Source organism: Bacteroidetes bacterium GWF2_43_63 (genome assembly GCA_001769275.1).
Classification (GTDB): Bacteria; Bacteroidota; Bacteroidia; order Bacteroidales; family DTU049; genus GWF2-43-63.
The window spans coordinates 49,726-75,909 of record MEOQ01000010.1; the positions used below are offsets into that span (position 1 = coordinate 49,726).

The window sequence follows — 26,184 nt, forward strand, 5'->3', positions numbered from 1 at the left end:
CTTTGGATAGCGATAATTTTTTAATTTTGCACAAAGAAATACCTATGAGTCCGAAAGACCAAAAATTCCTGCCGGAAGGCCTTACATACGATGACGTTCTTCTGGTTCCTGCTTATAGTGAAGTTTTACCGCGCGAAACATCCCTTGTTTCGAATTTTACCCGCAACATCCAGGTAAATGTACCTTTTGTTTCTGCCGCCATGGACACCGTGACGGAGTCAGCTATGGCCATTGCTATGGCTCAGGAGGGTGGTATCGGTGTCATTCACAAAAACATGACCATTGAGCAGCAAGCCATTGAGGTCACCAAGGTAAAGCGCGCCGAAAACGGAATGATCATCAATCCCATTACCATTACCGAAAACAAAACGGTTGCCGATGCACTGGCCCTCATGAGAGAGCATAAAATCGGCGGAATTCCGGTCATCGGATCCAATCAAAAGCTTGTTGGGATCGTGACCAATCGCGATCTGCGCTTCGAGAAGAAATTATCGAAACCCATCGGTTCGGTGATGACCCACGAAAACCTTGTCACTGTTCATGAATTTACCACTTTTGAGAAGGCTGAAGAAATTTTGCAGAAATATAAAATCGAGAAACTGCCCGTAGTTGATAAAAGCCACCAACTCATTGGGCTCATCACTTATAAAGACATTATTAAAATCAAAGCAAGGCCCAATGCCTGCAAGGATAAACTTGGACGTTTACGCGTAGCTGCTGCTGCTGGCATAGCGTCCAACACCCCGGAACGTGTTGCTGCACTGGTTGCCGCAGGCGTCGATGCCATTGTGATTGATACTGCTCACGGACATTCGCGCGGTGTATTGGAAATGGTGAAGACCATCCGAAAAAAATTCACGGGAATCGACCTGGTTGTTGGCAATATTGCAACCGCAGAAGCTGCACTGGCTCTGGCAAAACTTGATGTCGATGCAGTGAAAGTCGGCATTGGCCCCGGTTCTATCTGCACTACCCGCATAATTGCAGGCGTAGGTGTACCTCAGCTAACAGCAGTTTATGAAGTGGCCAAAGCATTAAAAAAATTCGGGATTCCTTTGATTGCAGATGGCGGTATCCGCTATACAGGCGACATTACAAAGGCCATTGCGGCGGGTGCTCATACGGTCATGGCGGGTTCGCTCTTCGCCGGCGTTGAAGAAAGTCCGGGCGAAACCATCATTTTCGAAGGCCGAAAATTCAAGACCTATCGTGGAATGGGCAGCATCGAGGCCATGCAGCATGGATCGAAGGACCGGTATTTTCAGGACACCGAAGACGATATCAAAAAGCTGGTGCCTGAAGGTATTGTCGGAAGACTGCCTTACAAAGGAACCCTGAGTGAAGTTATGCACCAACTCATTGGCGGACTGCGGGCCGGTATGGGTTATTGCGGTGCCCACAATATCGGTGATCTGCAAAATGCACAATTTATCAAAATCACCAATGCAGGTATCATCGAAAGCCATCCGCATGATGTAACAATCAGCCAGGATGCTCCAAATTATAGTCGTTAACACTTTTTCAAGAACTTAAATTTTCATGAACATGAAATCAGTCTTATTCTCAGCATTTCTTTTTCTCATTGCATTTAGCAGTGTTGTTGCGCAAAACGACCCCGTTCTGCTGACCATCGGAAACGAAAATGTAACCCGGTCCGAATTCCTGGCTGTTTATAACAAGAACAACGTTAAGGAAGAACCGCTGAACGAAGAAAATGTAAAAGAGTATCTTGAGCTTTTCATCAACTACAAGTTGAAAGTAAAAGAAGCTGAAGCGTTGATGCTGGACACCTCAAAATCGTTTAAAAACGAATTGGCTGGATATCGCAAACAGCTTGCTCAGCCATATCTGTCCAATCGTGAAGTTACCGACCAGTTGCTGCAGGAGGCTTATGAACGCAGTAAATGGGACATCAGAGCTTCGCATATTTTAGTGAAAGTTACGCTCAATTCATCTCCGGCTGACACTTTGAAAGCATACAACAAAATCATGGATATCCGCAAAAAGCTTGTTGCCGGCGGAAAATTCGATGAAATTGCCCGCAAGTACTCGGAAGACGAAAGCGCCAAAGACCGCCCGGGACGCGATGCTTCGACAACACTGAAGGGCAATGGCGGCGATTTGGGCTATTTCAGCGTGTTGAATCTTTACTATGAATTTGAAACTGCAGCCTACAATCTTAAAGTTGGCGAAATTAGCAAGCCAATACGTACACCGGTAGGATACCACTTGATTTTAGTTAACGACCGGAAACCAGCGTTGGGTAAAGTTCAGGCCGGACATATTCTTGTAAAAACTGTTCCCGGAAAGGAAGATTCAATAAAAGCCAGAATAGATGAAGCTTATAAAAGCATTCTGAATGGTGAAGATTTTGAAACTGTGGTGAAAAACTACTCCGATGATAAAGGGACTGTTTCAAAAGGGGGCATGTTGCCCTGGTTTGGAAGTTTCCGCATGTCTCCTGCCTTCGTTTTACCGCTTTACACCATGAAGCCGGGTGAGATTTCAAAACCTGTTGAAACCGATTACGGCTGGCATATAATCAAGCTGGTTGATGTAAAACCCATTGGCACTTTCGATGAATCCAAAAGCAATCTCAAAACACAAATTGGTCGCGACAAGCGTTCATTCATTGCACGCGACAAACTTGTCAGTAAGTTAAAAGCTGAATATCATTTTACAGCTGATGAAAAAGTGCTGAAAGAAATTGTTCCGTTAATCACAGACAGCATCTATTCTGCAAGCTGGCTGGTCCCGGCTGGAGCCGCCCTTTCCAAGACAGTTTGCACCATTGCCGGCGAGCCCTATCTGCTGAGTGATTTTGCCAATTACCTTGTACACAAACAATCTCAGATCAAACAAGGCGATGACAAATACACTTTCGTGAAAACGCTTTTTAATCAGTATTCAGAAGAAATGATTATCGAATACGAAAACGAACGTCTTGAAGGTAAGTACCCGGAATTTAAAGCCCTCATGAAAGAGTACCGCGATGGAATTCTTTTATTTGATCTGATGGACAAAAATGTCTGGTCAAAAGCAGTGAAAGACACAGCAGGCCTTAAAAGCTATTATGAAACGATAAAAGAGAACTACAAATACGGCCCGAGAGCAGAAGCTGCCATTTACACCTGCAAAGGCGAAACAGAACTCAAGGCGCTGCAGAAATTGCTGAAAAAAGCACCTAAAAAAGGTTATACCCCGGAAACCATCAGCTCTATGCTCAACAAGGACACCATCCCTGCAGTGACCTATCAGATTGTCAAAGTTGAAAAGGGCGTGAATGCACTGGTTGATCAAACCCCATGGGTGAAAAACCAGAATTCGGTGTATCGCGAAAACAATGAAATAAAACTGGTTTCAGTACTCAATCTGCTCAACCCGGAGCCCAAACCGCTGCAGGAAGTCAAAGGTCTTGTTACCGCAGAATACCAGAATTACCTAGAACAACAATGGGTAAAAGATCTTCGCAACAAGTACTCCTGGAAAGTGAATGACGAAGTACTAAAAAGTATTTATGTAAAATGATAAATTTCAGCACCTCATTTTTTGCTGCAATCAGCTTGTCGCTGATCATGCTTGTATCGTGCGGACGAAAAGATTCATCCGACACTTTACTGGCTGAGGTTGAAAATGAGCGGCTCTACCTTTCCGAAATATTAATACCTGAAAATCTTTCGCCCGAAGACAGTGTTAGTTTTTTGAAAAACATGGTCCAGAGCTGGATTGTCGAACAGTTGATGTATCTCGATGCCAGCTCAAAACTAAGCGAGCAGGAAATGCAGAAGATTGAGAAACGGATGGAACATGCCCGCAAACTTATGGTTATATCGGCACTGGAGGAAAATCTGGTTTCCGATTCCATTAAAATCACCGTCTCTGCGGAGGAAATTCAGAAGTATTACCGCGAGAACCCGGATGAATTCCAGTTAAAGGAAAACATAGTCAAGGTGATGTATCTAAAGTTGAAAAAGGCAGAAACGGATGTTGCAAAATTCAGGTCGCTTCTGAAATCGGACAATACCTCCGGGAAAGCTGAACTGGCTGCAATGGCGCGGGAAAAAGCCCTGAACTATTTTCTCGAAGACAATGTATGGCTCTATTTCAATGATATTCTGAAAGAAATTCCGATTAAAGCAGAGAATCAGGCCGATTTTCTGAAAAGCAACACTTTCTACGAAGTCTCCAACGATTCAGTCATATACCTGGTGCGATTCAACGGCTATATGCTATCCGAAAGTTCTGCCCCGCTGATTCTGGTACGCGACCGCATTGAATCTGTGCTGATTGCACGAAAGAAAAATATGCTCCTGAACGATTATCGTAATAAAATGTACGAAAATGCGTTGAAGGAGAAAAAAGTAACTCTTCACATTGACTGAACTAATGAAACAACTGATTATTCCTGTACTTTTTGCATTTTTGCTGCCGACTGCCGTACTGGCTCAACCGACTGGCGAACCCATAGATAAAATAGTAGCCATCGTTGGCGAAAAAATCGTCATGCTATCTGATGTCGAAACCCAATACTGGCAGCTTGTTATGCAGGGCGAAAAACAGACCGATGAACTGCGGTGCTCAATCCTTGAAGAACTGTTACTGCAGAAAATGCTGTTGACCCAGGCCGAAATTGATTCGCTGGTGGTGACCGATGATCAGGTACAGGGCGAAATTGACCGACGCCTGCGCTATTTCATTCAGCAGCTCGGAAGTCCGGAAGCACTCGAGAAATATTACAATAAATCGATTCCGGAAATTAAGGATGAATTTCAGGACCTGATCAAAGACCAGTTGATGGTGCAACAAATGCAGGGTAAGATTACTGAAAACGTCAATATTTCACCGGCCGAGGTGAAAAAGTACTTCAACGGACTGAGTCCGGATAGTATCCCCTATGTTGAATCGGAACTTGAAATCGGACAAATAGTTGTGATACCGCAACCCTCGGCTACCGACAAACAATATATTCAGCAAAAAATTTCGGATCTGAGAGCCCGGATTGTAAAAGGCGAAAGTTTCGAAGCATTGGCGCGTCTCTACAGCGAAGACCCGGGTAGTGCAAAGAATGGCGGCGAGCTTGGAATGTTCAGCCGCGGCCAGATGTACCCCGAATTTGAAGGTGCTGCTTTTACGCTGAAAAGCCCAGGCGATGTTTCGGAAGTGATCGAATCTCCTGCTGGCTATCATGTACTGCAGTTGATCGATCGTAAGGGCGACTACATTAATGTTCGTCATATTCTGCTCACAGTAAAGGCATCGCCGACCGATCTTTTTGCAGGCAAATTGAAACTCGACACGGTGTATAATCAAATTGTATCGGGTGCGCTTACATTTCCTGCAGCATCTGATAAATACAACCCCGATGGATACAAAGGCAACGGAGGATTAATCCTGAATTCCTACAGCGGAGGCACAAAATTCAAACCCACAGAAGTAGACGCCAGTGTGTTTTTTACGATCGACAAAATGGAACCCGGGAGCATCAGCAAGCCAGTTTTGTTTCAGACCGACGATGGCAAAGAAGGATATCGGATATTGTATCTGAAAAGCCGCAGTGTTCCGCACAAAGCCACACTGAATGATGATTACAACCTCATCACTCAATTTGCGCTCGATGCCAAGAAACGCCAGGCGCTCGACAAATGGATTGCCTCCAAAAAAAGCTCAACCTACGTGAGAATCATGGAGGATTTTAAAGGATGTATTTTTAAATACAAATGGGAATAAGCATGAAGAGTTACACGAACGATGTAGAAGCTACCGAAGGTCTAAGAACATTATACAGCCAGCTCAAGGCAGAAGTTGCCAAAGTTATTGTAGGGCAGGATGAAGTGGTAGATAAAATTCTGATCAGCATATTATGCAAAGGTCATGCATTGCTCATCGGTGTTCCCGGACTTGCAAAAACACTGATGATCACTACCATCGCCAAAACACTGGGGCTATCTTTTTCCCGTATTCAATTTACGCCTGACCTTATGCCAAGCGATATCATCGGGACAGAAATCCTTGGCGAAGACCGTCAATTCAGATATATCAAAGGCCCTGTGTTCGCTCACATTGTACTTGCCGATGAAATCAACCGGACACCGCCAAAAACTCAATCAGCCTTGCTCGAGGCCATGCAGGAACGCGAAGTTTCGGTAGCTGGTCAAACGCACAGTTTGCCTGATCCGTTTTTTGTTCTGGCCACTCAGAATCCTATTGAACAAGAAGGGACCTATCCCCTGCCCGAAGCCCAGCTCGACCGTTTTATGTTTAGCATTTGGCTCGATTACCCGTCAACTGAAGAAGAAATCGAAATTGTGAAACGGACGACCGTGGAAAAAATGCCTGAAGCAAATGTAATCACGTCGCAGGAAGAATTGGTCATGTTTCAGAATCTTGTTCGCCGGGTTCCTGTCAACGACAATATTTTAAAATACGCCGTCAATCTGACCGCAAAAACACGACCTGGGACCGCTTCCGTTTCGCCTGTAGCCGATCAGTATATCGCCTGGGGTGCGGGGCCAAGATCGTCTCAATATCTCATTCTTGGCGCCAAATGTCATGCATTGCTTAATGGGAAATATTCTCCCGACATCGAAGACGTTCATGCTGTCTCGTCAAATGTTCTGCAGCACCGCATTGTAAAAAATTACAAAGCTGAAGCTGAAGGACTCGGCTCACGGGAGATTATTGCAAAAATGCTGTAATGTACAACCCTTCTCAATCTGGCATCAACCCATTGTTAAGCGGCTTAACCTGGACGGTGTCTTCTTCAGGTTCCATTGCTCTGTGAATCCATCGGCCATCTTCAAAATAAAAGCCATTGCCTTTTTCCGAAAGTGGATAATAATATTGATACTGGCCCTCAAGCTCAATTCGTGAAGGATACAACATATCGAAAATAATCATCTGTTCGGTTTTCGATTTTACCACCGTCTTCTTTTTTGGCGTTTTCAGCGCTTCATCATTGTTTTTATTAATGCGGCTGTTGTATCTTTTATTCACTTTCTTTTTAACGATGTTGTAGGTCGCCTCTTCAAACCTCAATTTCATAGCTACCTTGTCGCTGTATCTGAAAATAATTCTCTTGCTGCTCGAAAATCCCTTTCCCCTGAACATCAACCGGCCAAAAACAGGTTCATCGGCACGGTCGAAAGTAATCACGTCAATCACTTTCTGCTGATAAAGCCCGTTGGTCGGGTGCCAACCAATAATGGTGTACACTTTTTTCCCTTCTATTTTTTTTTCTATCAGCTGATAATAAACGGCGCCGTACCAGAGTCCTTTTTTAAGTATTTCTCTTTCAGGATTAACAATATCGTTCGAAATATCGCGCAGCTCGATCAATTTATAATTGTGCGATTTTTCAGAGAAAACCATCATCAATCCATAATTCTCATTTCTAAAATTGCTGAGTGGCAAATTCCAGGTAAATATTTTAAATTTTTGATCCTCCGGATAAATAACGGATAATATCCGGATGCTGTCGTAAACGAAGTCGAAAGCGCCCTCATCTCTCAGGTCTTTTTTTAATAGTTGTATAAAAAGCTCATTGGCTTCATACCTGACCATGTCCGTTTTTCCGTTGTACATTGCATTTGCCGCCACCATCAAGCTGTCGGTCGACGGAGTCTGAACCACAGGATTTTCTTTCTGCGCAGCAACCTGCAGCGTCGCAGCAGATAACAAAAGGAAAATTATTAAATGTCCTGACAGTTTCATTACATTATTAACGATTTGCGAGCAAATTATTGTACAGGCAAAGGTATATGCTTTTTATAAGAGTGCAAAATTTCAAAATTAAGGCCTATTCATTTTTTTGAGGCGCTGAATTTAGTTGATATCACGCAAAGATTCTAAAGCGCACCCAACATTTTTGCGTCCATCCAACCTGAATGACGGGCAGGAATTGACACGGAATTGTTGCGTAGCAGGGTTGCGGCGAGCCACACTCACGCATCCCGTACCAGCGGCCGCATTGGCATAAGTGGATGTTATTGTGCGCCTATATTCAACCTCACTATCGTATATCATCGGTTTCACAAGGCTAAACTACAAATATTTTTCTAAAAAGTTCAAAGCCAGCTTTGTGGCCGGCTTTGATGGGATCTATTGAAAATCTGTTGTTTACCAATAATGGGATGGGCATTTAGGATATATCTTGGATGTTGCATGGCTCCTGCAAAGCGACCGCAACTTCTCCACCGGTATTGTACAAACCTCTCATATTTGGCTTAACCACAAACATTTCATTAATTAAATCATTTCATTTCAAATATTTTTAGTTTTGATATTGCTCACTTAAAAGAACATCTAATTTTTCTTTTACAGATTTATCATCAGGGTTATTTAAAAATTCCATATACGCTTTTTGGATTTCCGGTCGATTCGGAAATTTTATTGCAACCAAAATTCGATTCGGTACCAAATACAACGTTGTACAAACAACGAGAATAAAAACATAATGTATTAATCTTTTCCTGATAATCAATATAAATGATGCTTTTGAAATGCATAATACAACAATTAAAAAAATTAATATGCTAAACAAACACATTAACAAAATAATATCTGCTCCAGCATGAACACGCAGACGAGATTGTATACCGAACAGAGATATTGAAAACAGCACTCCAATAACAATTGATAATATGATTTGCTCTGTCTCTATTTTCGATTTGATGAAAAAATTCTTTCTAAATGAGACATCTCTACCTGTAAAAATAAATAAACCAAAGAAAAAATACAATAATACCAGTGCCGCACAAGAAAAAAACACAAGAGAAATTCCACCGGCTATAAGAAAAAATCTCAAGACTATGCCGATTATTAATAGAATCCAAAAAATAAAAATGATCTTCTTCATGACAGCAATTATTTGAAAATTGTCGCTTTTACAATAATTCCAGATGCTTTATACCTGTCAAGAATTTCTTCAAGCAGACAAAAATTCATACTTTTCGCCCTTATTTTCAGGACATTTTTTTCACCCTCTGTTATAAGCACCAACTTACTAATCGCCTTTTTTGATGAATTATGCTCCCCTGAAAAAAATGGTCTTATCATGACCGGATCAGCATTATAGACTCCATTTATTTTTAGATTAATGCTTTTAATCTTTGAAATCTGAAACGAACTTACTTGATCACAACTTTTCTCTATGACTTCAATCGTATCAAAATATAGTCTGATGTAGCCGGAAATTCTATACCGGCTAAACCCCAATCCGTACACTAGCAGTAGTCCAACACAACAGAAAACTAATCCTGCAAAAGTATTTGTACTGAAATGAAACAATGACCCTGCAAGTATTACCAACAGCAGCAATAATACTAAAAGTAACAACAAAACAACTCTTGCCTGTGATAATTGAAGGTGCTCAAATACAATAAAGTCTCTATTCATTTGTAATAACTTGAATAAGTACTTGAACCGGCAAATCAGCACCCAGCGTCATTATTGAAATTATTGGCCAGCCCCATCTTTCAAATCCTGTTTTTTCCTGCTTCCCTAATGGTTGAAATGGATCATTTCCCGTGATAATTATCGTTCCGTTTCTAACTAACATAGATGGAGGAAAAGCATTGACAGCGTTTCTAACCAATGGCATGTCATTATTATGTTTAGAACCATCTAACGCATCATCCATTTTTTTCAGAACATTTTCATTATATGGTTCTTGTCCTTCGCTACCGGAAGTATTTGATGGTGGGTTGTTCTGTAGTTCTTGTGTGTAATTGCGTTTTGGAGGGTTTGTTTTAGGCCTGTTCAACGGCTTACCAGCTGTTGTAGACTTCCACTTATTTCCCTTGTTTCCAGGTCCACCATCACCACCAAAATCCAAAGGTGCTGTTCCACCGCCACCGCCACCCGATCCAGGACCGCTTGCAGCGCTGCTTCCCAGTGGGGCTCCGCCACCACCGCATCCACCGCCACTACCAGAAAGGCCGAATTCCCAGGGATCATCAGTTGTAAAGGGATCATTCCAATCACCCCATGATCCGGAGGAGTATCTTTTTTCATGTCCATGTGCTGTCCAGTACCGACGATTCCAATTCCATAGCCAACTTAACCTATACCCACTCGGATCCACATACTTCAACGGATTATTCAGCACATAGCTGTATTTGTTGTAGTTCTGTGCGTTGGTGGGGTCTTGTAAAACGGGATCGGGGCTCAGAAATCTTCCGATTATGGGGTCGTATACGCGGCCGTTTGTATTGCAATGTGAAAATGTGGCGCTTTGCACATGTGCGACTTCGTCGATGTGAGAATATGTGATTCTGCAAATGTTGAGGGAACAATCAATCCGATGGCTCGCAGATATGCCGTGGCGGGTATTGGTGGCTTCCCGCAATGCAACACTTCGACTCCGCTCAGTGTGACATTTGCGGGGGGCTGTGGCCACGTGCTCTGGGTGCTGTTTGACATAATTATATATGAATGCGTCCGCATGTTCCCAGCGTGAAAATGAATCGCTCCCAAGCCGAAAACCAGACCGGAACCCGGCCTCCGCAGCTCCGCCGCTGTCACATTGAGCGAAGTCGAAATGTCGGACAGTGGAGAAATCTTCCTCAAAGGAGACAGCGGTCATCTCAGCCCGCCACCCAAAACATTTTGTATTCCGCATCGTTTTCACATTGTAAAGCTACAAAATATTTTCAAAAAATCACAAAAGCCGGCGCTGTGGCCGGCTTTGATGTATTCTGTTGAAATTCTGTATTTTACCAATATTGGGATGAGTGTTTAGGATTTGTCGTGGCTGGTGCAAAGATGCTGTGGTTTTGTCATAGATTTGGCTGTATAAAAAACCCTAATCGAAAAACCATTCTGTAACACCAAGAAAATCCACTCTACTATTAATTAACCAAAGCGTTGCATTAATCAAATAGAATACAAATGAACCATCATGAAAAATTATTTTTATATTCCATTTCCGGATGATAAAAATCAAATTCAAAACAAATCCAGCCAGAATAAAAAATACTGAATAATTAAACATTATGAATAAAGTTTCAAACCCAGGTATTGCCTCTTTTGGATCGGGGTGTGAAAACTCCGGAAGCTGTCCAGTTTTTAGATACACATACAATGCTGTGCCATATAAAACTACGATCCAATAGGAACTAAAATAGTTGATTGCTTTTCGAAATGTTTCCATGAGGACAAACTGTTAATGTCGCGGATCAGAAATTTGAAAGTAAGGGAAGAAAATATTCCACCACTGTGTATCCCAATAATAATTTCCACTACCTACAGGATACTCATAGTACTTTTTAGAACCATCTTCATTGAATATTTTTTTGTGAAGCCATTCTGAATTAACTTCATTAACGCCAGGATTAAAATAATAATACCATGGATATTTATATTCAACTTTATTAGATTCGTTCACTAATACATAATCATATCCATCAGCAATTTTATAAACTTTGCCATTAACATTAATTCCATCAACAGGTGTACAAATCGATTCTCCTGGACGAAGAGGTAATGCATCCCAATCATTTCCAGTGTCAGGCTTATAATAAATTGTATGCTTTGAGTTATTTATTAAAGTATGCTTTATACAATATCCATCAGGGTTGTCTTGTCCCCCATCACCACCCAAATCCAATGGAGCTCCAGCACCTCCACCATGTCCACCTGCACCCGGGCCGCTTGCAGCGCTGCCTCCGGCCGGGGCGCCGCCTCCACCTCCACCGCCACCCGTAGATGCACCAAATACCCAGGGATCATCAGTCGTAAATGGATCATCCCAATCAAAAGTTAATCCTGATGTTTGCCTTTTCATATAAAGAAAAACATGATAGTAAAACCATCTCCTCAAATCAGCCTTATACCCACTCGGATCAACATACTTCAGCGGATTATTCCACACATACGAATACCTATCGAAATTCTGCGCAAAATAGGGCGCCTGAATGTATGGGTCGGGGCTCAGAAATCTTCCGATTATAGGGTCATATACACGGCCGTTCATATTTATAAGCGCAAATTTATCGAGGTGTTCGTGGCCGGTGTTGATGGGCGTGGGCACAGAGGTGTAGGTCCAGTTGGTTGGGTTGCGGCGGCGGTCAGCACCGGCGCGCGTATTAACACAATTCTGCGTTAACACACAATCAGAAAAAGCATCATAAACTCCGGCCGTTGCTTTCATGGGGTGAAGATATGAATTTTTTACTAGTGTTTTTTCTTATCTGGCTGGGAACCATTAAAGGTGTTTTGAAAAACAAAATAACCAACCAAATCTGCTTTATTACATGTTCGCAAATCAAAATTAAACAAATAGGGAGCCTCTTTCATATATCTTTCTCTAAAAGGAATGTATTTATTAATGCTTGCAACTGAATCAACAAAAAAAAGCGAATATATGTATAAAGACTCTATGTTAAATTTCTGAAATGAATCAAGAGATTTTTCCTCAGATATTTGATCATAAACGCACATTGCATTCTTGAAATATCTTTTATAATCCGGTTCATTGAGATGATAACTCAACAAACCCAGATAAAAGGAATAATCGTTTTTTGTTGAATCAAATGACATGTACTCATGTTTGTATATTATTATGGCATCTGCAATCAAGCCAAGCCGAAGCAGAATATCCCCTTTAAAATGAATATATTTTCTATTATTTGGAACAAGCTGCAAAGAAGAATCCAACAAAATTAGAGCTGCTTTTAAATCTGCACTGTCTTTCCCGAAATGAGGATTGCCAGTCTTTAGAAAAATTTCTAGGGCCTTGTTATATAATATCTCAGCTGTTAATGAATCTGGATTTTCAGTCAAATTATTTTCAACTCTGTCCTTCTTGCTGTCATGATCTGAACAAGAAAACAAAAACAAAATGATTAAAATCATTACGGACAGAAGAAGCGTCTTAGTGATTATAGTTAAGCTTTTCATATACGTCAGTTTAAATATTTTCAAAACGAAAACCAATGTGTGAAAACTGGTCCAGCATAGGAACCTTGAAAACTTGACGAAGCAAAATATGAAACTGAAAGTTTAGCACTATATCCCGACTTAATATTCTCATTTGATATACCAATATAGGAATATCCAGTGATTCCAATATCTGACCCATGATCAAAAAAATCAGCACCCAGCGTTTCCTTGCTTACAAAATTTCCATTTTCATCATAAATTTCCACATTGCCAAAGTATGTAATGTTATCCATTACTGTCTCAACATAAGGAGCCCACGCAGATGCACTGACAGACAAAAGGTACTTTGAATTACTCGCTTGAACAATAAAGCTGTAAGAAATAAAAAATCCACTGAAAGCACCGACTCCCTCAATTAAACTATAACCAAGTTGATATGTTAGCCCTGTTTCTCTTGCCACAACTTCACCTGTTACATCCTCACCCTCCGGCGCGCTGGCCGTAGGATTTGGGCCAAACATATTTCCGCCACCACCACTACCGCTGCCGCCGCATAATACAGCTAAAAATGCATACGTCTCATCTCCACCACTGTGCATGGCCTGCCAATGGGCTTCGCGATCCAAATTAAGATCTCTGTTTATGTCCAGCATGTCAAACAGATTAATCCGGTGAGAAATTGGCTGCAACCAATACCCGCTCGGATCCGTAAACTTCAGCGGATTGTTCAGCACATAGCTGAATTTGTTGTAGTTCTGTGCGTTGGAGGGATCCTGCAAAACGGGATCGGGGCTCAGAAATCTGCCGGTTATGGGGTCATACACCCTTCCATTCATATTGATAAGATTGTACTTATCTAAGTGTTCGTGGCCGGTGTAGCCGTGGCGGGTGTTGGTGGGTGCCCACTGTCTATCCTTCGATACATTTCTCCGCTGCGCTCCGAAACACTCAGGATGACAGCGGGGCGCGGGGTTGCGGTGGCCCACACAAGAGCCGACACCAGCGCGCGAGTTCACATAATTGTATGTTATTGCGCCACTGGTAAGTACTTCGGAATTATCATATGCCGGATTCATGGGGTGAAGTTATGAAAAACATCTTGTTTATATTTCCCCATTTTCTTATTAATAATTGCGAAATACAATGAACACAAAAACCAGAAAATATATAAAACTCACATACCCAAAAATAATTTCAAAAGTAACCCAACGGCAAATGAAGCGCTCTTTTTTTGACACATCTTTCTTTCGTTTTAGCAATCGGTTATACTCCACAATCATTTTAATAAACTCAAGCCTGAAACCAAATTCTTTCACATGGATTTCAATTCCGTTTTCTTTTAATTGGCTAAAAATAAATTTGTTTAATCCAAGTATCTGATTAATTACGAAAAGAATTACAGATAATATCGCTGGTGAAAATGACAACCAAAACAATTTCATAGTGAATTATATTAATAAGAAGGTATGAAATATAATTTATCATTTATGAAAAGATCTACCTGCCTTTCAGTTTCGGTTGGTAAATCAAATGTCCATGTGTATGACAAATTTAAACCCCAGGATTTCCCGCCACCAATATTTGCGCCATATGCGGAGAATCTATTCCAATAATAATCATAAACAGCTCCATGATCAATATTGCCAAACGTTTCAAAAGATAATGGCCCTCCAACGGAAAAACTACCACCTCCTCCCCATCCTTCCATTTCAGAATAATGGAAATTCGCATTCGTCAAAAAAATGCCAGAACCTAAACTCTGTCCATACCCCAACATACCGCCAACAGTAACATATCCTCTCTTATTTCCATAACTGTCTCTGAGTATTCCAACATCAAACATTCCTCCAATTCCATATGCTGCATTTCCATTCACACCAGACAATATCAGTCCCGGGCCACTCCCAGTATTTATGTTTGAGTTATTGACCGAAGGTGTTGACGAATATGATCTTTTTTGTGGAAATCTTGACAAGTAATTTTTGTGCGCTCTATCTCTTGCAATATTTCCAGTTGGTGGATCTCCAGGACCCCCATCACCACCAAAATCCAAAGGTGCTGTTCCACCGCCACCGCCACCCGATCCAGGGCCGCTTGCAGCGCTGCTTCCGGCCGGGGCTCCGCCTCCACCGCCACCCGTAGATGAACCAAATACCCAGGGATCGTCAGTCGTAAACGGGTCATCCCAAAGACCACTTGATGCTGATGTATTTCTACGCAAATAAATTTTAATATGATAGTGATACCAATTCTTCACAGACTCCCACCAATCTGTCTTATACCCACTCGGATCCACATACTTCAGCGGATTATTCCACACATACGAATACCGGTCAAAATTCTGCGCAAAATAGGGCGCCTGAATGTATGGGTCGGGGCTCAGAAATCTTCCGATTATAGGGTCATATACACGGCCGTTCATATTTATAAGCGCAAATTTATCGAGGTGTTCGTGGCCGGTGTAGCCGTGGCGGGTGTTGGTGGCTGTGGGCACACTGGTGTAGGTCCAGTTGGTTGGGTTGCGGCGGCGGCCCCAGGCATCGTAGGAGAATTCTTCTATCAGGGTGCGGGTGTCGCTGTACAGCGCCATCACACTGCCGAGGTGATCCTTGGCGGCGTATTGCATGGTCTTGGTGGTTCCAATTTGCTTCATAATGGCTACAAGTCCGTCCGGGGTGTAAATGTAGTGATATTTGGTTGGTTTCAAAACTCCAACCGTCACATACTCTTCATAATTGTGGAAGTAGTAAATTGTACGCTTGAGGGTAGAGCTTTCATACTCCTTCTGCATGCAGCGTTCAATGGCTGGTGAATAGGCAATGGTGAGCGAATCAGTGCCCTGTCTTATTCCTTTCACTTTGTTGAACGGGTTGTAATATACTTTCTGCTCAACAGTAGAAATGGCACTGCCCGAAGGAGCCGAAATGCCTGAAACCGCGTGTGGTTGAGATCCGTAGCTGTAGGTGCCTGCATCATATTTTGATTCAATATTCCCATTAATGTTAAAGCCGGTAGGATAGTCGGTTGTTCCGATACGCACGTTTGTTAACCTGTTCAGGTCGTCGTAAGTAAATGTTTCAGATAAACCACGGATTGTGTTCGAGCGCGTCGTAAGGTTGCGGGTGGCACTATTCCATGTGTAGGATGTCCGGAAATATGTAACCGTCGAAAGAATTGTCGCATCCAGCCCGTCTCCTTCACCTGTGCTTTCATCAACATCCATTGATGAAAGAGTTCCCCCACTTTCCGAGTAGGTATATGCAATAGCAGAGACATTATCGTAATTGTCGTATGAATATCCTTCCACCATTCCGTTCCCAAGCTCTGAACCCATAGGCTGGTTCATGGCCGTACGTGTAACAGCAGTCCAGATGCTGGAATTAGTGTCGCCGCGTTTGATATTGAACATAATGCCCTGTGTATTATAGGCGTATTTTACCGCAAATCCTCCCGGGTAGGTGAGCTGCGACAAACGCCCGTATGCATCGTATGCATAGGACTGGGTCATTGTCTTTGATGCTGCATTAACAAACAATGCATCGCTGCTAAGTCTGCCGTAAGTATCGTATGCGTAGGTGATAGTGTTTGAATCCCATCCTGTAATTTGGGACAGCTTTTCTTTCGATACACCTGAGGGGGAATAAGAGTAAGTTGTGATACCTTCCGGGCCCTCCATTTCTTTAATCTGCCCAATACCATTATACTCCCGCGTTCGGGTCTGTGACTTTGCATCAGTTTCCGAAATCAGTTGTCCGAGTGCATCGTAAATGAAAGTACTTGTGCCTGCATCAGGGTCTGAAAGAGAATGTCTGTTTGCATAATCATCATACTGCATCAAGGTATTGCTCCCATTGGTTATCACCGTATCCGGATTGCCATTGCTGTTGTATTTGTAGGAGATGAGCCCGTTCATATCGTCTTCAACGCTCTGTACGCGCCCGGCAGCATCATAGAGGGTTTCAGTCACTTGCCCCCCGGGATTGGTATAGGTAATCGTATTCCCATTATAATCCCAGGTGGCAGCTGTAAGATCCTGTTCCTGCTCCGAGGTTTTTCTTCCAAATGCATCGTTATAACTATATGTAATCCATTTGGGTGTTCCAAAATGAGGTTTCGAAGCTCTGTACAATTGTCCATGAGTATTATACTGAACATCAGTAATTGGTTGCCCGTCAAACACCTGATTCAGTGTTCTGATTTTTCGATTCTTTAAATCATAGTATCTTGTTTCATCCGGTGCACCGGCAATGGCATCTATTGCAAAATAAACGGCATTTTCCGGACTACTGCACCAATGATAACCATAGGTTGAAACAGTATCGTATATATTGGTAAAATTGGACAGGCGCCCGTATGCGTCATATGCGTATTCAACAGTTTGTCCGTCAATACCTGTTTCAGTAAGCGGTTTGCCCCATCTGCTGTCCCACGTGGTTGTAGAAGTATGGCTGAGCGGATTGGTTTTGGAAACTATAAAACGGCCTTTGGTATCATATAAAACATTTGATGTCCGGCTGTTGATTCCAGTTGCTGAGACTGTAATATGGGTTGGGCTGCCGAATGAGTTGAAAGTATCAAAAACACTGTTTACAGCCAGAGCCTTCGAAGGGTCCTGAGTTGTATGCCAAAGTATGCCATTATCATTGTAATCGTAATTTACCTGCCGCGAATAAGCAGTTTTTCCTCGCTGGGTCTGAATGGTTTTTTCGCTGCTTACACGCGATGCAACATGCCAGCTTCCGAATGTTGTATAAGTTTTATACACACTATCCGTTTTTACCGGAACAGTTTCGCCGGAGTTGAAATATTTCACCGATGCATTGATTATGTTGCCAGTGGCTGCATCAATATAATTATTTGCGCTTGTTTTTACTGATTTCAGATAATCGTTGGAAACAATATTTTTTTCATAAGTGTAAAAAGATTTGCCCAGATTTAATGCAACAGAGTCGGTATTAATGTCGGTTTGCGACAACGATACAACCGGAATTGCACTTTCATTTGCCACAGACTGTTTTACCGGGGCAACATAGAAATGCTTTTGCCCACCGGAAGTGAAAATGGTGTTTTTAAACTCGGTAGTCTGTCTGATGTTTAAACTGTTTTTGAATGAGACCTTTCCAAATCCGGTGAAACCCAGCTCCGGGTGTAAAGCGCCATCACTATAATTGAACCATGTAGTGTTTGTTGAACCAATGCCATCGGGAACAGTTACAGAGTAAGCAATCTGCATCGGATAATTGAAAGGGAGGTAAGGTGTGCTTACATTGTTGGTGCTGTATTCATCATCCTGTGCCAGTGTTTTATAATTAAACTGCACATAATCGTTCAACCCATTATAAATCTTACTGACCGTTTTTCCTTTGTCCTGATTCATAAAATAGTAAATGGAATCCCCCGTAAATATATCAGTTTTCCCATCACCGTTAAAATCGCCGAATTGTGCTTTTGAAGGATCCCATAAGCCTCCATCATAGCTTCTGTGAATATCGTTGTTGAAAACAGATTCGAGAATTGGAGCATCAATATAATTACTGAAATAATTGTACAATCTGAAATCGTTTGAATAATATGAATATTCCCATCCGTAATGGTATTCTTGTTTTATTTGAAGAATATCACTGGAGCCATCACCATTGAAATCCTGAACAGAAACCACATAATCATCACTGAAAAAGTTGTTTCCTGATACAACACTGCCTCCATTGCCCGGATCAGCATCAAAAAATCTGAAAACTTTCCCGGTACTGTAATAAATATATTCGTAGTCATATTGCTGCATCAACAGATCGCCTCTGCCGTCACCATTGAAATCGCCGGGAATAGCGGTCTCAAAATCAAGTGTCGAAAAGTTACTGACCAGGGTAATAAAAGAATTTGAGGCAGCATCATACTCATACACTGAGACTAATCGGGAAGAGGGGATAATCTTTACCAAATCGGTTTTCCCATTGCCATTGAAATCGAATGCGAAATCACGGTCACCAAAAACCAACCCGGATGGGAACAAAGACTGACTGATTGGATACGAATATACCACGTATCCACCTAGTTTTGTGTAAATGACATAATCATTCTGCCCGTATATATCAGGGCCATCGCCGTTGAAATCCAGAACCTGTACATCGAGTTTGTCAGTAGATGCCACAGTTCCACCAGAAGAATTTACAAGGGTGTTGTTTTCAAAGTTATAAATCAAATAACTTTGCTCAGTATATAATGAAGGCGTTTCAGCAGTAAAAAAAAACACATTATCCTTTCCATCACCATTTACATCGCCAATAGATAATCCTGTAATATAATCAGGCCCTGTACCACTGTAAACGGTGTTTCCAAGCCCGGTTGCACTTCCTAGCCGGATATTCCATACCCAGTTTAATCCACTGGTTGTGTAAATAAAATCGGAAAACCCATCATTATTGAAATCGCCTGAAGCTGTATAAACAGCATTATTAACATCAACTTCTTGTGCCGTAATAGTTGGAACCAAAGGGCTCCATTCAATATAAGTGGAATTGAAATGACTGTTGTCGCTGCCATATTCAACAATTTCTGTCAGCCGGATATCCTGTGTGCCTGAATATACCATATCATATCTCTTGAATTGGCTGCTTTCACATTTTACGGCAATATAATCGATCAGCTTGTCAACCAGAACTTCTGCGCCACCCTGATAGATCATTCTTTTCCCGGGATTATTTGCTGCACTTATATAGGAAAATTCTATACTGTTGTACGGGGTCAAACCAGCTGCCGCATTCCCTGTATAGGAAATCTTACTTATCCATGCTGCTCCGCCTTCTTCAATGTACTCAAAAGTCATATAGTTGCCGCTTTGATCTGAAATTTTGTTCAGCTTCCAGCTACGTACAGTTCCCTGCTGAGGCGTGTATCCTTCTGTTCCAATTACCTCAATTCGGCTGTCAGGGGTGCCTCCATATTCCATTGTCAATCCGTCCTTAGTAAAAACCTTGAATTTTTCAGGTCCGCTACCAGCTGTTCCGTAAGAAACAATTTTGTCAAAGTTTTCGGATTCCCCCGCATAAACGGCATCATTTCCACCATAGCTGCCGCTAATCAAAACCATCCTGTTTCCGTCCAACTGAAACCAGTCGCTGTTGGTATTTGAAATTTCAGTATTTGCCTGGTCATAAAAATATGATTTACCGCAACGATCAATCGAAGACAAACCAGCAATTGACCAACCAATGCCGAGAGGCCCAAGTCCTGACTGACTATTGTAATTGATTGAAATACGGGGAACCATGCCTGCTGTGCCTGGTGCCGCATAAATTGGGATACTATAAGTGGCAGCACCCGATGGGCTCACTGCATACGATCCTTCAGTAAAACCGACTGGAAGATTCGTGTCAAGCGTTCTTTGTGAAAATCCTTTAAGCGATAATAAAAGGAAAAAGACAACAATTATTGATGCTCTTGATTTCATATAAACTTATTCTTTGATGATTGTTATTTCTTTTCTTTCATTGCCAGCTTGAATTATCATAAGGTATTGCCCTGGGTTCTGGTTAATGAGGTCAACGCTTGTAGTTTGGCCGGTAAACTCCTGAGTAATTACTGATCGGCCTGACAAATCAAAAATGTGAATAACTCCCTGCTCAATATTATCACTGGCGGACAATGTAATTTCACCCATAGTCGGATTAGGAAACGCAGTTATAACCAGCTCAGCCATATTCAAAGTCATACCTTCCTCTGTCTGAGTTGTATCGTATCCTTCTGCAGCTTTCAACAATAATACTGTCCTGTTATAGCGATTGCCATTATCATCGTATGAGTACGAAATATTGGTTTGCCCACAAAGGTGTACATAGCCTGAAAATAAAAGTAAAGCCAGTAAACAAAATTGTTTTATCATAAGATTGGAATTTTTTTGCAAAGAAAAACTTTTAAAGATTACATTTACTATTTACCCCCCCCCCTGTTAACCTTTGTTTAACTTATGTGCAAAAATGAATATTTTCCAAATGAAACAAAACCGTCCATGAATCAGCTGAATCCAGAAGAGTTGAATCTATTGGATACATTAATCAAATACATTTGATTAATGTAGACCTGTAAATGTGTTCAACCACTGGCGAACGCAAATACTGAACGATTCCGTCCAAAAACGCTTGCACCCACTCTTTATTATTATATTTGCCCTATGTCCGAGTCAGTTCTGAACAATAAAATCGAATACCTGAAAGGGGTAGGTCCGGCCCGGGCTGAAATTTTGAATTTGGAATTGTCGGTCTTTGAATTTCAGGACCTGCTCAACTATTTCCCTTTTCGTTATATCGACCGTACGCGTATTTCACCCATTGCATCCTTGTCGGGCGATGATAATTTTGTGCAGATATCTGGGTTTTTTGATGAATTTGTCAAAGTCGGCAAAACCGGTCATGCAAGACTGGAAGCCATTTTTCATGATGACAGCGCAGCCATTAAAATTATTTGGTTCCAAAACTTTTCCTGGGTTACCGACAAGTATAAAACCGGTACGAGATATTATATTTTCGGCCGAGTTGGCCTTTTCAGCAAACAGCTTTACATGGCTCATCCGGAAATTCTGACTCCGGATGAATTCAATCGCCTGCCCTTTTCTGGCCGCTTTCAGCCCATTTATCAAACCTCAGAAAAGCTGAAATCAAAAGGAATAGATTCAAAGGCCATTTCCATGTTTGTCGCTTCAGCGCTCGAAAAAACAAACGGGCTGATGAAAGAAACCCTGCCCGCTTCTTTACTGAAATCGCTGCAACTGCCCGGCATCAACGAAGCCTACAAAAACATTCATATTCCGGAGGATGAAAACAGTCTTGACCGAAGCCTGAAACGATTTCGCTTCGAAGAAGCGCTCCTGATGCAGCTCCGACATAAAATAAACGCTGATAACCGAAAAAAAACGCCAACGGGAATTGTTTGTAAACAGGTTGGAAAACACTTCAACGCTTTCTATAATCATTCGCTGAGTTTCGCTCTGACAGAGGCTCAGAAAAGAGTTACCCGCGAAATAAGAGCGGATCTTGGAAGCGGTTATCGCATGAACAGATTACTGCAAGGCGATGTTGGCAGCGGAAAAACAGTTGTTGCTATGATGGCTGCGCTGCTGGCCATCGACAACGGATATCAGGCTTGCTTAATGGCTCCGACCGAAATTCTTGCCCAGCAACATTTCGCAACCATCTCAAAATGGATCACCGACCTGGGACTCCGCGTTGAAATACTCACAGGAAGCACAAAATCAAAAGGACGGAAAGAAATTCTGAAGTCGCTGGCCGATGGATCAATACATATTATTGTTGGAACTCACGCTCTGATTGAAGATCCGGTTGAGTTTTCAAATCTCGGTCTGGCTATCATCGATGAGCAACACCGTTTTGGTGTCATGCAGCGTGCCCGGCTTCATTCCAAGAGTTCGGAAATGGTTCACGCCCTGGTGATGACGGCAACGCCCATTCCCCGGACGCTGGCCCTCACTTTTTACGGAGACCTCGATGTAAGCGTTATTGATGAGCTCCCGCCCGGGCGCAAGGAAATTCATACAAAATTCTACTACGACGACCAGCGCTACTACGTCATCGAAATGATACGTAAACAAATTGGGCAAGGACGGCAGATTTATATTGTTTACCCACTGATTAAAGAATCGGAAAAGCTGGACCTCGTGGCGCTCGAAATCGGATATGAAGCTGTAATCCGTGATTTTTCAATGCCTAAATACGAAGTCGGAATAATGCATGGCCGCATGCCTCAGGATGAAAAAGATTTTGTCATGAAGCGCTTTGTGCGCGGGCTTACAAACATCCTGGTTTCAACAACTGTCATTGAAGTTGGGGTTGATGTTCCCAATGCGTCAGTGATGGTGATCGAAAATGCTGAAAGATTTGGTCTTTCGCAGCTCCACCAGTTGCGCGGAAGAGTTGGTCGTGGAAATTTTCAATCCTACTGCATTCTGATTGGTGGTAAAAACCTGAGTAATGAAGCCAAAGTCCGGCTACGAGCCATGCTCGAAACCACCGACGGATTCAAAATTGCCGAAGCCGATCTGAAACTGCGCGGTCCCGGCGACATGATGGGAACCAGACAGAGCGGTGAATTCGAGTTTGCTCACCTCGACATTGTTCGCGACGACCACATTATTACTTTTGCCCGACAAACAGCAGAGCAAATCTGCACAGAGGATCCGACACTTTCAAAACCAGAAAACGCATGTCTGAAATCCGCTCTGAGAGATCGATTCAAAGGACTTGCACTTTCCGACATCGCCTGAAAAAATAATGTTCTGATGTGATAATTTATTCACTCATTAAACTGTTTTCAATGGTGTTCATCCCGTAAAACAGGACAAGTTGAGCTCACAATTTCATCGCTCGGTTGAAGATTCGGTGATTTGAAAATATAAAGTAATATGACAAAGCTTCTTCTCAGAGCTGATCGCTGAATGCTGATTACTGAAAGCTGCTTGTCCTTGAACACGCACTGGGCGCGCGTCTCCTGCTTGCAACGTTTTACGTTGACGCGTGACCTCAACAACAACTTAGCGGAAAACTGACAACTGGCTGCCCACAACTCACCACTCTTTTGTATCTTTGCATCATGCTCAAACAGCTGATTTCTATATCACTCATAGTAGTGCTTTCTACGGCTTGTTCTTTTAAAAAACAAACGGCTGAAATAAGCCCGGACTCAGTGTTTACCGAAGATTCCATGAAGTTGTTGCTGATTGATTTCTATCTCACCGAAGCCTCATTGCGGCAGCTGGAACGCTCTGGCAAGGATGTCTCGCTTCATTCCGTGCACTACTACGATCTGATGCTTGAAAAATATAATTGCGACACGTCGAAAATAACCCGCTCATATCAGTACTGGTCGCGTCAGCCCGAAAAGCTGCAACAGCTGACCAATCAGGCACTCGACAGTCTGATTATAATGGAGACTATTCTTCAGGATAAGAAGTGAATTTTCTACGAAGATTGTTTGGTATAAACAGCCTGAATAGTATCAAGGTCCACCCCGTTGTTCACTGTGTAGTAAAAATTCATTGAGGTTTTATTGCTCTGCATAGTAGCGGTACCTTCAACAGTAAGTGTTCCAAGACACATGGTCTGTGGATTAATCGTCAGAGAAGTACCTGCAACAACAGCATTTACCTTCTCTTCGAACCCCTGGTGATGAAAATTGAATAATTTTATCTGCGACTGAGTGGTTGTGTCAATTGAAATATTGACAGTATAGGACTGTCCTCCAACCTCGTTGCAGAGCCACACTCCCTGATAGTCTTCGCGTGGATCGTTTGTAATATCATCGTCGTCGTCTGGCTGACAGGCAACCATGAAAGTTGCACTAATCAAAGAAATCAGGAAAATATGGATAAAGCGTTTCATAAATTTTTTGTCCGGTACTACAAAATTAATTCCATTTTGTCAGAAAAGCAACTAAGTAAATGATTATTTTTGTTAATCAATGTCTGACAATAATTTATGCTTGTAAAAACTTACTGTTGCGCCATTCAGGGAATTGAAGCTTACACGGTTTCTGTCGAAGTGGATATCCAACCTGGAACAAAAACTTTCTTTGCAGGGTTGCCTGACAATGCAGTAAAAGAAAGCATTGAACGTATCCGGTCGGCTTTGGTGAATAACGGCTATCGCTATCCTGGCCGAAGGGTTGTAATCAACCTGGCCCCGGCTGACATGAAAAAAGAAGGTTCTGGTTATGATCTTGCAATTTCCATTGCAGTTCTTGCTGCCTCGCACCAGATCGACAGTGAGCGTCTTTCTGAGATAATGATTGTCGGCGAATTATCGCTGGATGGCTCTCTGGTTCCCGTCAAGGGAGTTTTGTCTGCTGCAATCGAAGCGCGTAAAAACAAATTTAAAGGCATTGTTGTTCCTGCCGAAAACGCGCACGAAGCCTCAGTAGTAGAAGGTCTTCAGGTTTTTGCGCTGCATGATATCCGTCAGGTGGTTCAGTTTCTCGAAGGAACCACTGAAAATCTTCCGTGCCCATTCGGGTATTCTATTAATGAAGAAAAGGGAGCGGCCTATCCTGTCGATTTCAGCGATGTGAAAGGTCAGGAAAATGTGAAACGCGTAATGGAAATTGCTGCTGCTGGTGGGCATAATGCAATTATGATCGGTCCGCCAGGCAGCGGAAAAACAATGCTTGCACGTCGGCTTTCGACCATTCTGCCGCCCATGTCACTCGACGAAGCATTGGAAACAACTAAAATCCATTCGGTTTCAGGCAAACTACCTCAAGGCATCGGGCTGCTCAAAAGCAGGCCATTCAGAGCTCCACACCACACATGTAGTGATGTAGCCCTTATCGGTGGCGGCTCCTACCCTCAACCAGGCGAAATTAGTCTTGCTCACAACGGAGTATTGTTTCTCGACGAACTCCCTGAATTCAAGCGCTCCGCCCTTGAAGTTATGCGGCAACCGCTCGAAGACCGCATTGTTACAATATCCAGGGCGCGTTTCACCGTCGATTATCCGGCTTCGGTCATGCTGATTGCGGCCATGAATCCCTGCCCTTGCGGATTTTACAATCATCCTGAAAAGGAATGCACTTGTGCGCCGGGCAGCATTCGTCGCTATTTAAGCAGAATTTCAGGACCGTTGCTCGATCGCATCGATATTCACATTGAAGTGACTCCAGTGCCGTTCAGCAGTCTTACCGATAAAAATAAAAGCGAGTCGTCGCAGACTGTTCGCAACCGGGTCATTGCTGCCCGCGAATTTCAGCAAAGCCGCTACCAGGAACATGGGCAGGTAACCTGTAACGCGCAGCTTACCCCGGCACTCATGAAAAAGCATTGTGTGCTTAAGCCCGAAGGAGAACAATTGCTTCAAAAAGCAATGGATTTACTGAAATTGTCGGCCCGCGCCTACGACCGGATTCTGAAAGTTGCAAGAACCATTGCCGATCTCGATAATTCGACCTGTATTGAAAATCAGCATCTGGCCGAAGCCATTCAGTACCGTAGCCTTGACCGGGAAACGTGGGGAATGATGTAGTACCATGTTTACATTTTAGGCGGCTAATTCTACACTTTGCTTCAGTGTATCAAATGTATGCGCCCACAGCCTTTTAAAATTTGGAATGCAGCACGCCTTTGGTATGGCTCCTGACTTCGACACTTTGAAATTTCCAATTTTGTAAGAAATTGATATATACATTTATACAATTTTCAGGATGCTCAAATGGTGTCCCGGCAAAAAAGACATTGTTTATTCCTAAAACAATACTGACGTCCGGAGGATGTCAAACAATAATAGCATCCGGCTTTAGCCGGATGTA

At 42.6% G+C, this 26,184-nt stretch carries 22 protein-coding genes; 11 read left to right on the forward strand and 11 right to left on the reverse strand.

The annotated features are described in order from the left end of the window. The first annotated feature begins 44 nt into the window (after positions 1-44). From A2W93_05905 to A2W93_05925, 5 genes are read left to right on the forward strand one after another with little or no spacing between them, the layout of a single operon-like run. The gene (locus tag A2W93_05905; GenBank protein OFY55952.1) at positions 45-1,514 is read left to right on the forward strand and encodes an IMP dehydrogenase; all 1,470 of its coding nucleotides are present in this window, start codon (positions 45-47) and stop codon (positions 1,512-1,514) included. A 25-nt stretch (positions 1,515-1,539) separates the two neighbouring features. Next, a complete protein-coding gene (locus A2W93_05910; GenBank protein OFY55953.1) occupies positions 1,540-3,528 on the forward strand; it encodes a hypothetical protein in 1,989 nt (662 codons plus the stop codon). Then, positions 3,525-4,382, forward strand: coding sequence for a hypothetical protein (locus A2W93_05915; protein OFY55954.1), 858 nt, complete (start codon positions 3,525-3,527; stop codon positions 4,380-4,382). Before A2W93_05910 ends, A2W93_05915 begins: the two co-directional genes overlap by 4 nt. Before the next feature lie 4 nt (positions 4,383-4,386). Continuing rightward, positions 4,387-5,727: a hypothetical protein gene (locus A2W93_05920; GenBank protein OFY55955.1), complete on the forward strand. Its 1,341-nt coding sequence runs from the start codon at positions 4,387-4,389 to the stop codon at positions 5,725-5,727. Between the two features lie 2 nt (positions 5,728-5,729). After that, positions 5,730-6,695: an AAA family ATPase gene (locus A2W93_05925; protein OFY55956.1), complete on the forward strand. Its 966-nt coding sequence runs from the start codon at positions 5,730-5,732 to the stop codon at positions 6,693-6,695. A gap of 13 nt (positions 6,696-6,708) precedes the next feature. Here the strand turns inward: A2W93_05925 and A2W93_05930 are convergent, their stop codons facing one another. Continuing rightward, positions 6,709-7,710: a hypothetical protein gene (locus A2W93_05930; protein ID OFY55957.1), complete on the reverse strand. Its 1,002-nt coding sequence runs from the start codon at positions 7,708-7,710 to the stop codon at positions 6,709-6,711. Between the two features lie 959 nt (positions 7,711-8,669). Here A2W93_05930 and A2W93_05935 point away from each other — a divergent pair. Next, a complete protein-coding gene (locus tag A2W93_05935) occupies positions 8,670-8,870 on the forward strand; it encodes a hypothetical protein (protein ID OFY55958.1) in 201 nt (66 codons plus the stop codon). On the opposite strand, the gene A2W93_05940 is transcribed toward A2W93_05935, so the two are convergent. Both A2W93_05940 and A2W93_05945 read right to left on the reverse strand, forming a co-directional pair. After that, positions 8,863-9,393, reverse strand: a complete 531-nt coding sequence (locus tag A2W93_05940; GenBank protein OFY55959.1) for a hypothetical protein — start codon at positions 9,391-9,393, stop codon at positions 8,863-8,865. The two genes, A2W93_05935 and A2W93_05940, sit on opposite strands and share 8 nt — an antisense overlap. After that, entirely contained in the window at positions 9,386-10,237 is an 852-nt protein-coding gene (locus tag A2W93_05945) for a hypothetical protein (protein OFY55960.1), read from the reverse strand. The genes A2W93_05940 and A2W93_05945 overlap by 8 nt, the downstream gene beginning before the upstream one ends. On the opposite strand from A2W93_05945, the gene A2W93_05950 reads away from it, so the two are divergent. Together A2W93_05950 and A2W93_05955 are read left to right on the forward strand one after the other, a co-directional pair. Further along, positions 10,238-10,456 (forward strand): hypothetical protein, encoded by a 219-nt coding sequence (locus A2W93_05950; GenBank protein OFY55961.1) that lies wholly within the window; start codon positions 10,238-10,240, stop codon positions 10,454-10,456. A gap of 81 nt (positions 10,457-10,537) precedes the next feature. Continuing rightward, complete coding sequence (locus A2W93_05955; protein ID OFY55962.1) at positions 10,538-10,738, forward strand: hypothetical protein; 201 nt, start codon at positions 10,538-10,540, stop codon at positions 10,736-10,738. A gap of 63 nt (positions 10,739-10,801) precedes the next feature. Here A2W93_05955 and A2W93_05960 read toward each other — a convergent pair whose 3' ends face one another. From A2W93_05960 to A2W93_05990, 7 genes are read right to left on the reverse strand one after another with little or no spacing between them, the layout of a single operon-like run. Further along, positions 10,802-11,149: a hypothetical protein gene (locus A2W93_05960; protein OFY55963.1), complete on the reverse strand. Its 348-nt coding sequence runs from the start codon at positions 11,147-11,149 to the stop codon at positions 10,802-10,804. A 12-nt stretch (positions 11,150-11,161) separates the two neighbouring features. Next, positions 11,162-12,148, reverse strand: coding sequence for a hypothetical protein (locus A2W93_05965; GenBank protein OFY55964.1), 987 nt, complete (start codon positions 12,146-12,148; stop codon positions 11,162-11,164). 23 nt (positions 12,149-12,171) lie between these two features. After that, positions 12,172-12,933: a hypothetical protein gene (locus tag A2W93_05970; protein ID OFY55965.1), complete on the reverse strand. Its 762-nt coding sequence runs from the start codon at positions 12,931-12,933 to the stop codon at positions 12,172-12,174. Next, complete coding sequence (locus A2W93_05975) at positions 12,918-13,955, reverse strand: hypothetical protein (protein ID OFY55966.1); 1,038 nt, start codon at positions 13,953-13,955, stop codon at positions 12,918-12,920. The genes A2W93_05970 and A2W93_05975 overlap by 16 nt, the downstream gene beginning before the upstream one ends. Positions 13,956-14,003: 48 nt before the next feature. Then, positions 14,004-14,321: a hypothetical protein gene (locus A2W93_05980; protein OFY55967.1), complete on the reverse strand. Its 318-nt coding sequence runs from the start codon at positions 14,319-14,321 to the stop codon at positions 14,004-14,006. 11 nt (positions 14,322-14,332) lie between these two features. Beyond that, positions 14,333-20,326 carry a hypothetical protein gene (locus tag A2W93_05985; protein OFY55968.1) on the reverse strand — a complete coding sequence of 1,998 codons (5,994 nt, stop codon included), beginning with the start codon at positions 20,324-20,326 and terminating at the stop codon, positions 14,333-14,335. A 6-nt stretch (positions 20,327-20,332) separates the two neighbouring features. Further along, positions 20,333-20,758 (reverse strand): hypothetical protein, encoded by a 426-nt coding sequence (locus tag A2W93_05990; protein OFY55969.1) that lies wholly within the window; start codon positions 20,756-20,758, stop codon positions 20,333-20,335. A gap of 288 nt (positions 20,759-21,046) precedes the next feature. On the opposite strand from A2W93_05990, the gene A2W93_05995 reads away from it, so the two are divergent. Then, on the forward strand, positions 21,047-23,152 hold the full coding sequence (locus tag A2W93_05995; protein OFY55970.1) for an ATP-dependent DNA helicase RecG: 2,106 nt from the start codon (positions 21,047-21,049) through the stop codon (positions 23,150-23,152). A 326-nt stretch (positions 23,153-23,478) separates the two neighbouring features. Next, a complete protein-coding gene (locus A2W93_06000) occupies positions 23,479-23,841 on the forward strand; it encodes a hypothetical protein (protein ID OFY55971.1) in 363 nt (120 codons plus the stop codon). 5 nt (positions 23,842-23,846) lie between these two features. Here A2W93_06000 and A2W93_06005 read toward each other — a convergent pair whose 3' ends face one another. Next, positions 23,847-24,266 (reverse strand): hypothetical protein, encoded by a 420-nt coding sequence (locus A2W93_06005; protein ID OFY55972.1) that lies wholly within the window; start codon positions 24,264-24,266, stop codon positions 23,847-23,849. A 96-nt stretch (positions 24,267-24,362) separates the two neighbouring features. On the opposite strand from A2W93_06005, the gene A2W93_06010 reads away from it, so the two are divergent. Further along, positions 24,363-25,901, forward strand: coding sequence for a magnesium chelatase (locus A2W93_06010; GenBank protein OFY55973.1), 1,539 nt, complete (start codon positions 24,363-24,365; stop codon positions 25,899-25,901). The last annotated feature ends 283 nt before the right edge of the window (positions 25,902-26,184 follow it).

Excerpts from the sequence above, each read along its gene's own strand:
- A2W93_06000 (OFY55971.1), top strand. The coding sequence starts at position 23,479 with ATGCTCAAACAGCTGATTTCTATATCACTCATAGTAGTGCTTTCTACG.
- A2W93_05925 (OFY55956.1), top strand. The coding sequence starts at position 5,730 with ATGAAGAGTTACACGAACGATGTAGAAGCTACCGAAGGTCTAAGAACA.
- A2W93_05990 (OFY55969.1), bottom strand. The coding sequence starts at position 20,758 with ATGATAAAACAATTTTGTTTACTGGCTTTACTTTTATTTTCAGGCTAT.
- A2W93_05980 (OFY55967.1), bottom strand. The coding sequence starts at position 14,321 with ATGAAATTGTTTTGGTTGTCATTTTCACCAGCGATATTATCTGTAATT.
- A2W93_05995 (OFY55970.1), top strand. The coding sequence starts at position 21,047 with ATGTCCGAGTCAGTTCTGAACAATAAAATCGAATACCTGAAAGGGGTA.
- A2W93_05985 (OFY55968.1), bottom strand. The coding sequence starts at position 20,326 with ATGAAATCAAGAGCATCAATAATTGTTGTCTTTTTCCTTTTATTATCG.
- A2W93_05915 (OFY55954.1), top strand. The coding sequence starts at position 3,525 with ATGATAAATTTCAGCACCTCATTTTTTGCTGCAATCAGCTTGTCGCTG.
- A2W93_05975 (OFY55966.1), bottom strand. The coding sequence starts at position 13,955 with ATGAATCCGGCATATGATAATTCCGAAGTACTTACCAGTGGCGCAATA.
- A2W93_06010 (OFY55973.1), top strand. The coding sequence starts at position 24,363 with ATGCTTGTAAAAACTTACTGTTGCGCCATTCAGGGAATTGAAGCTTAC.
- A2W93_05930 (OFY55957.1), bottom strand. The coding sequence starts at position 7,710 with ATGAAACTGTCAGGACATTTAATAATTTTCCTTTTGTTATCTGCTGCG.
- A2W93_05950 (OFY55961.1), top strand. The coding sequence starts at position 10,238 with ATGTGCGACTTCGTCGATGTGAGAATATGTGATTCTGCAAATGTTGAG.
- A2W93_05905 (OFY55952.1), top strand. The coding sequence starts at position 45 with ATGAGTCCGAAAGACCAAAAATTCCTGCCGGAAGGCCTTACATACGAT.
- A2W93_05940 (OFY55959.1), bottom strand. The coding sequence starts at position 9,393 with ATGAATAGAGACTTTATTGTATTTGAGCACCTTCAATTATCACAGGCA.
- A2W93_05965 (OFY55964.1), bottom strand. The coding sequence starts at position 12,148 with ATGAAAGCAACGGCCGGAGTTTATGATGCTTTTTCTGATTGTGTGTTA.
- A2W93_06005 (OFY55972.1), bottom strand. The coding sequence starts at position 24,266 with ATGAAACGCTTTATCCATATTTTCCTGATTTCTTTGATTAGTGCAACT.
- A2W93_05935 (OFY55958.1), top strand. The coding sequence starts at position 8,670 with ATGAAAAAATTCTTTCTAAATGAGACATCTCTACCTGTAAAAATAAAT.
- A2W93_05960 (OFY55963.1), bottom strand. The coding sequence starts at position 11,149 with ATGGAAACATTTCGAAAAGCAATCAACTATTTTAGTTCCTATTGGATC.
- A2W93_05955 (OFY55962.1), top strand. The coding sequence starts at position 10,538 with ATGTCGGACAGTGGAGAAATCTTCCTCAAAGGAGACAGCGGTCATCTC.
- A2W93_05910 (OFY55953.1), top strand. The coding sequence starts at position 1,540 with ATGAACATGAAATCAGTCTTATTCTCAGCATTTCTTTTTCTCATTGCA.
- A2W93_05920 (OFY55955.1), top strand. The coding sequence starts at position 4,387 with ATGAAACAACTGATTATTCCTGTACTTTTTGCATTTTTGCTGCCGACT.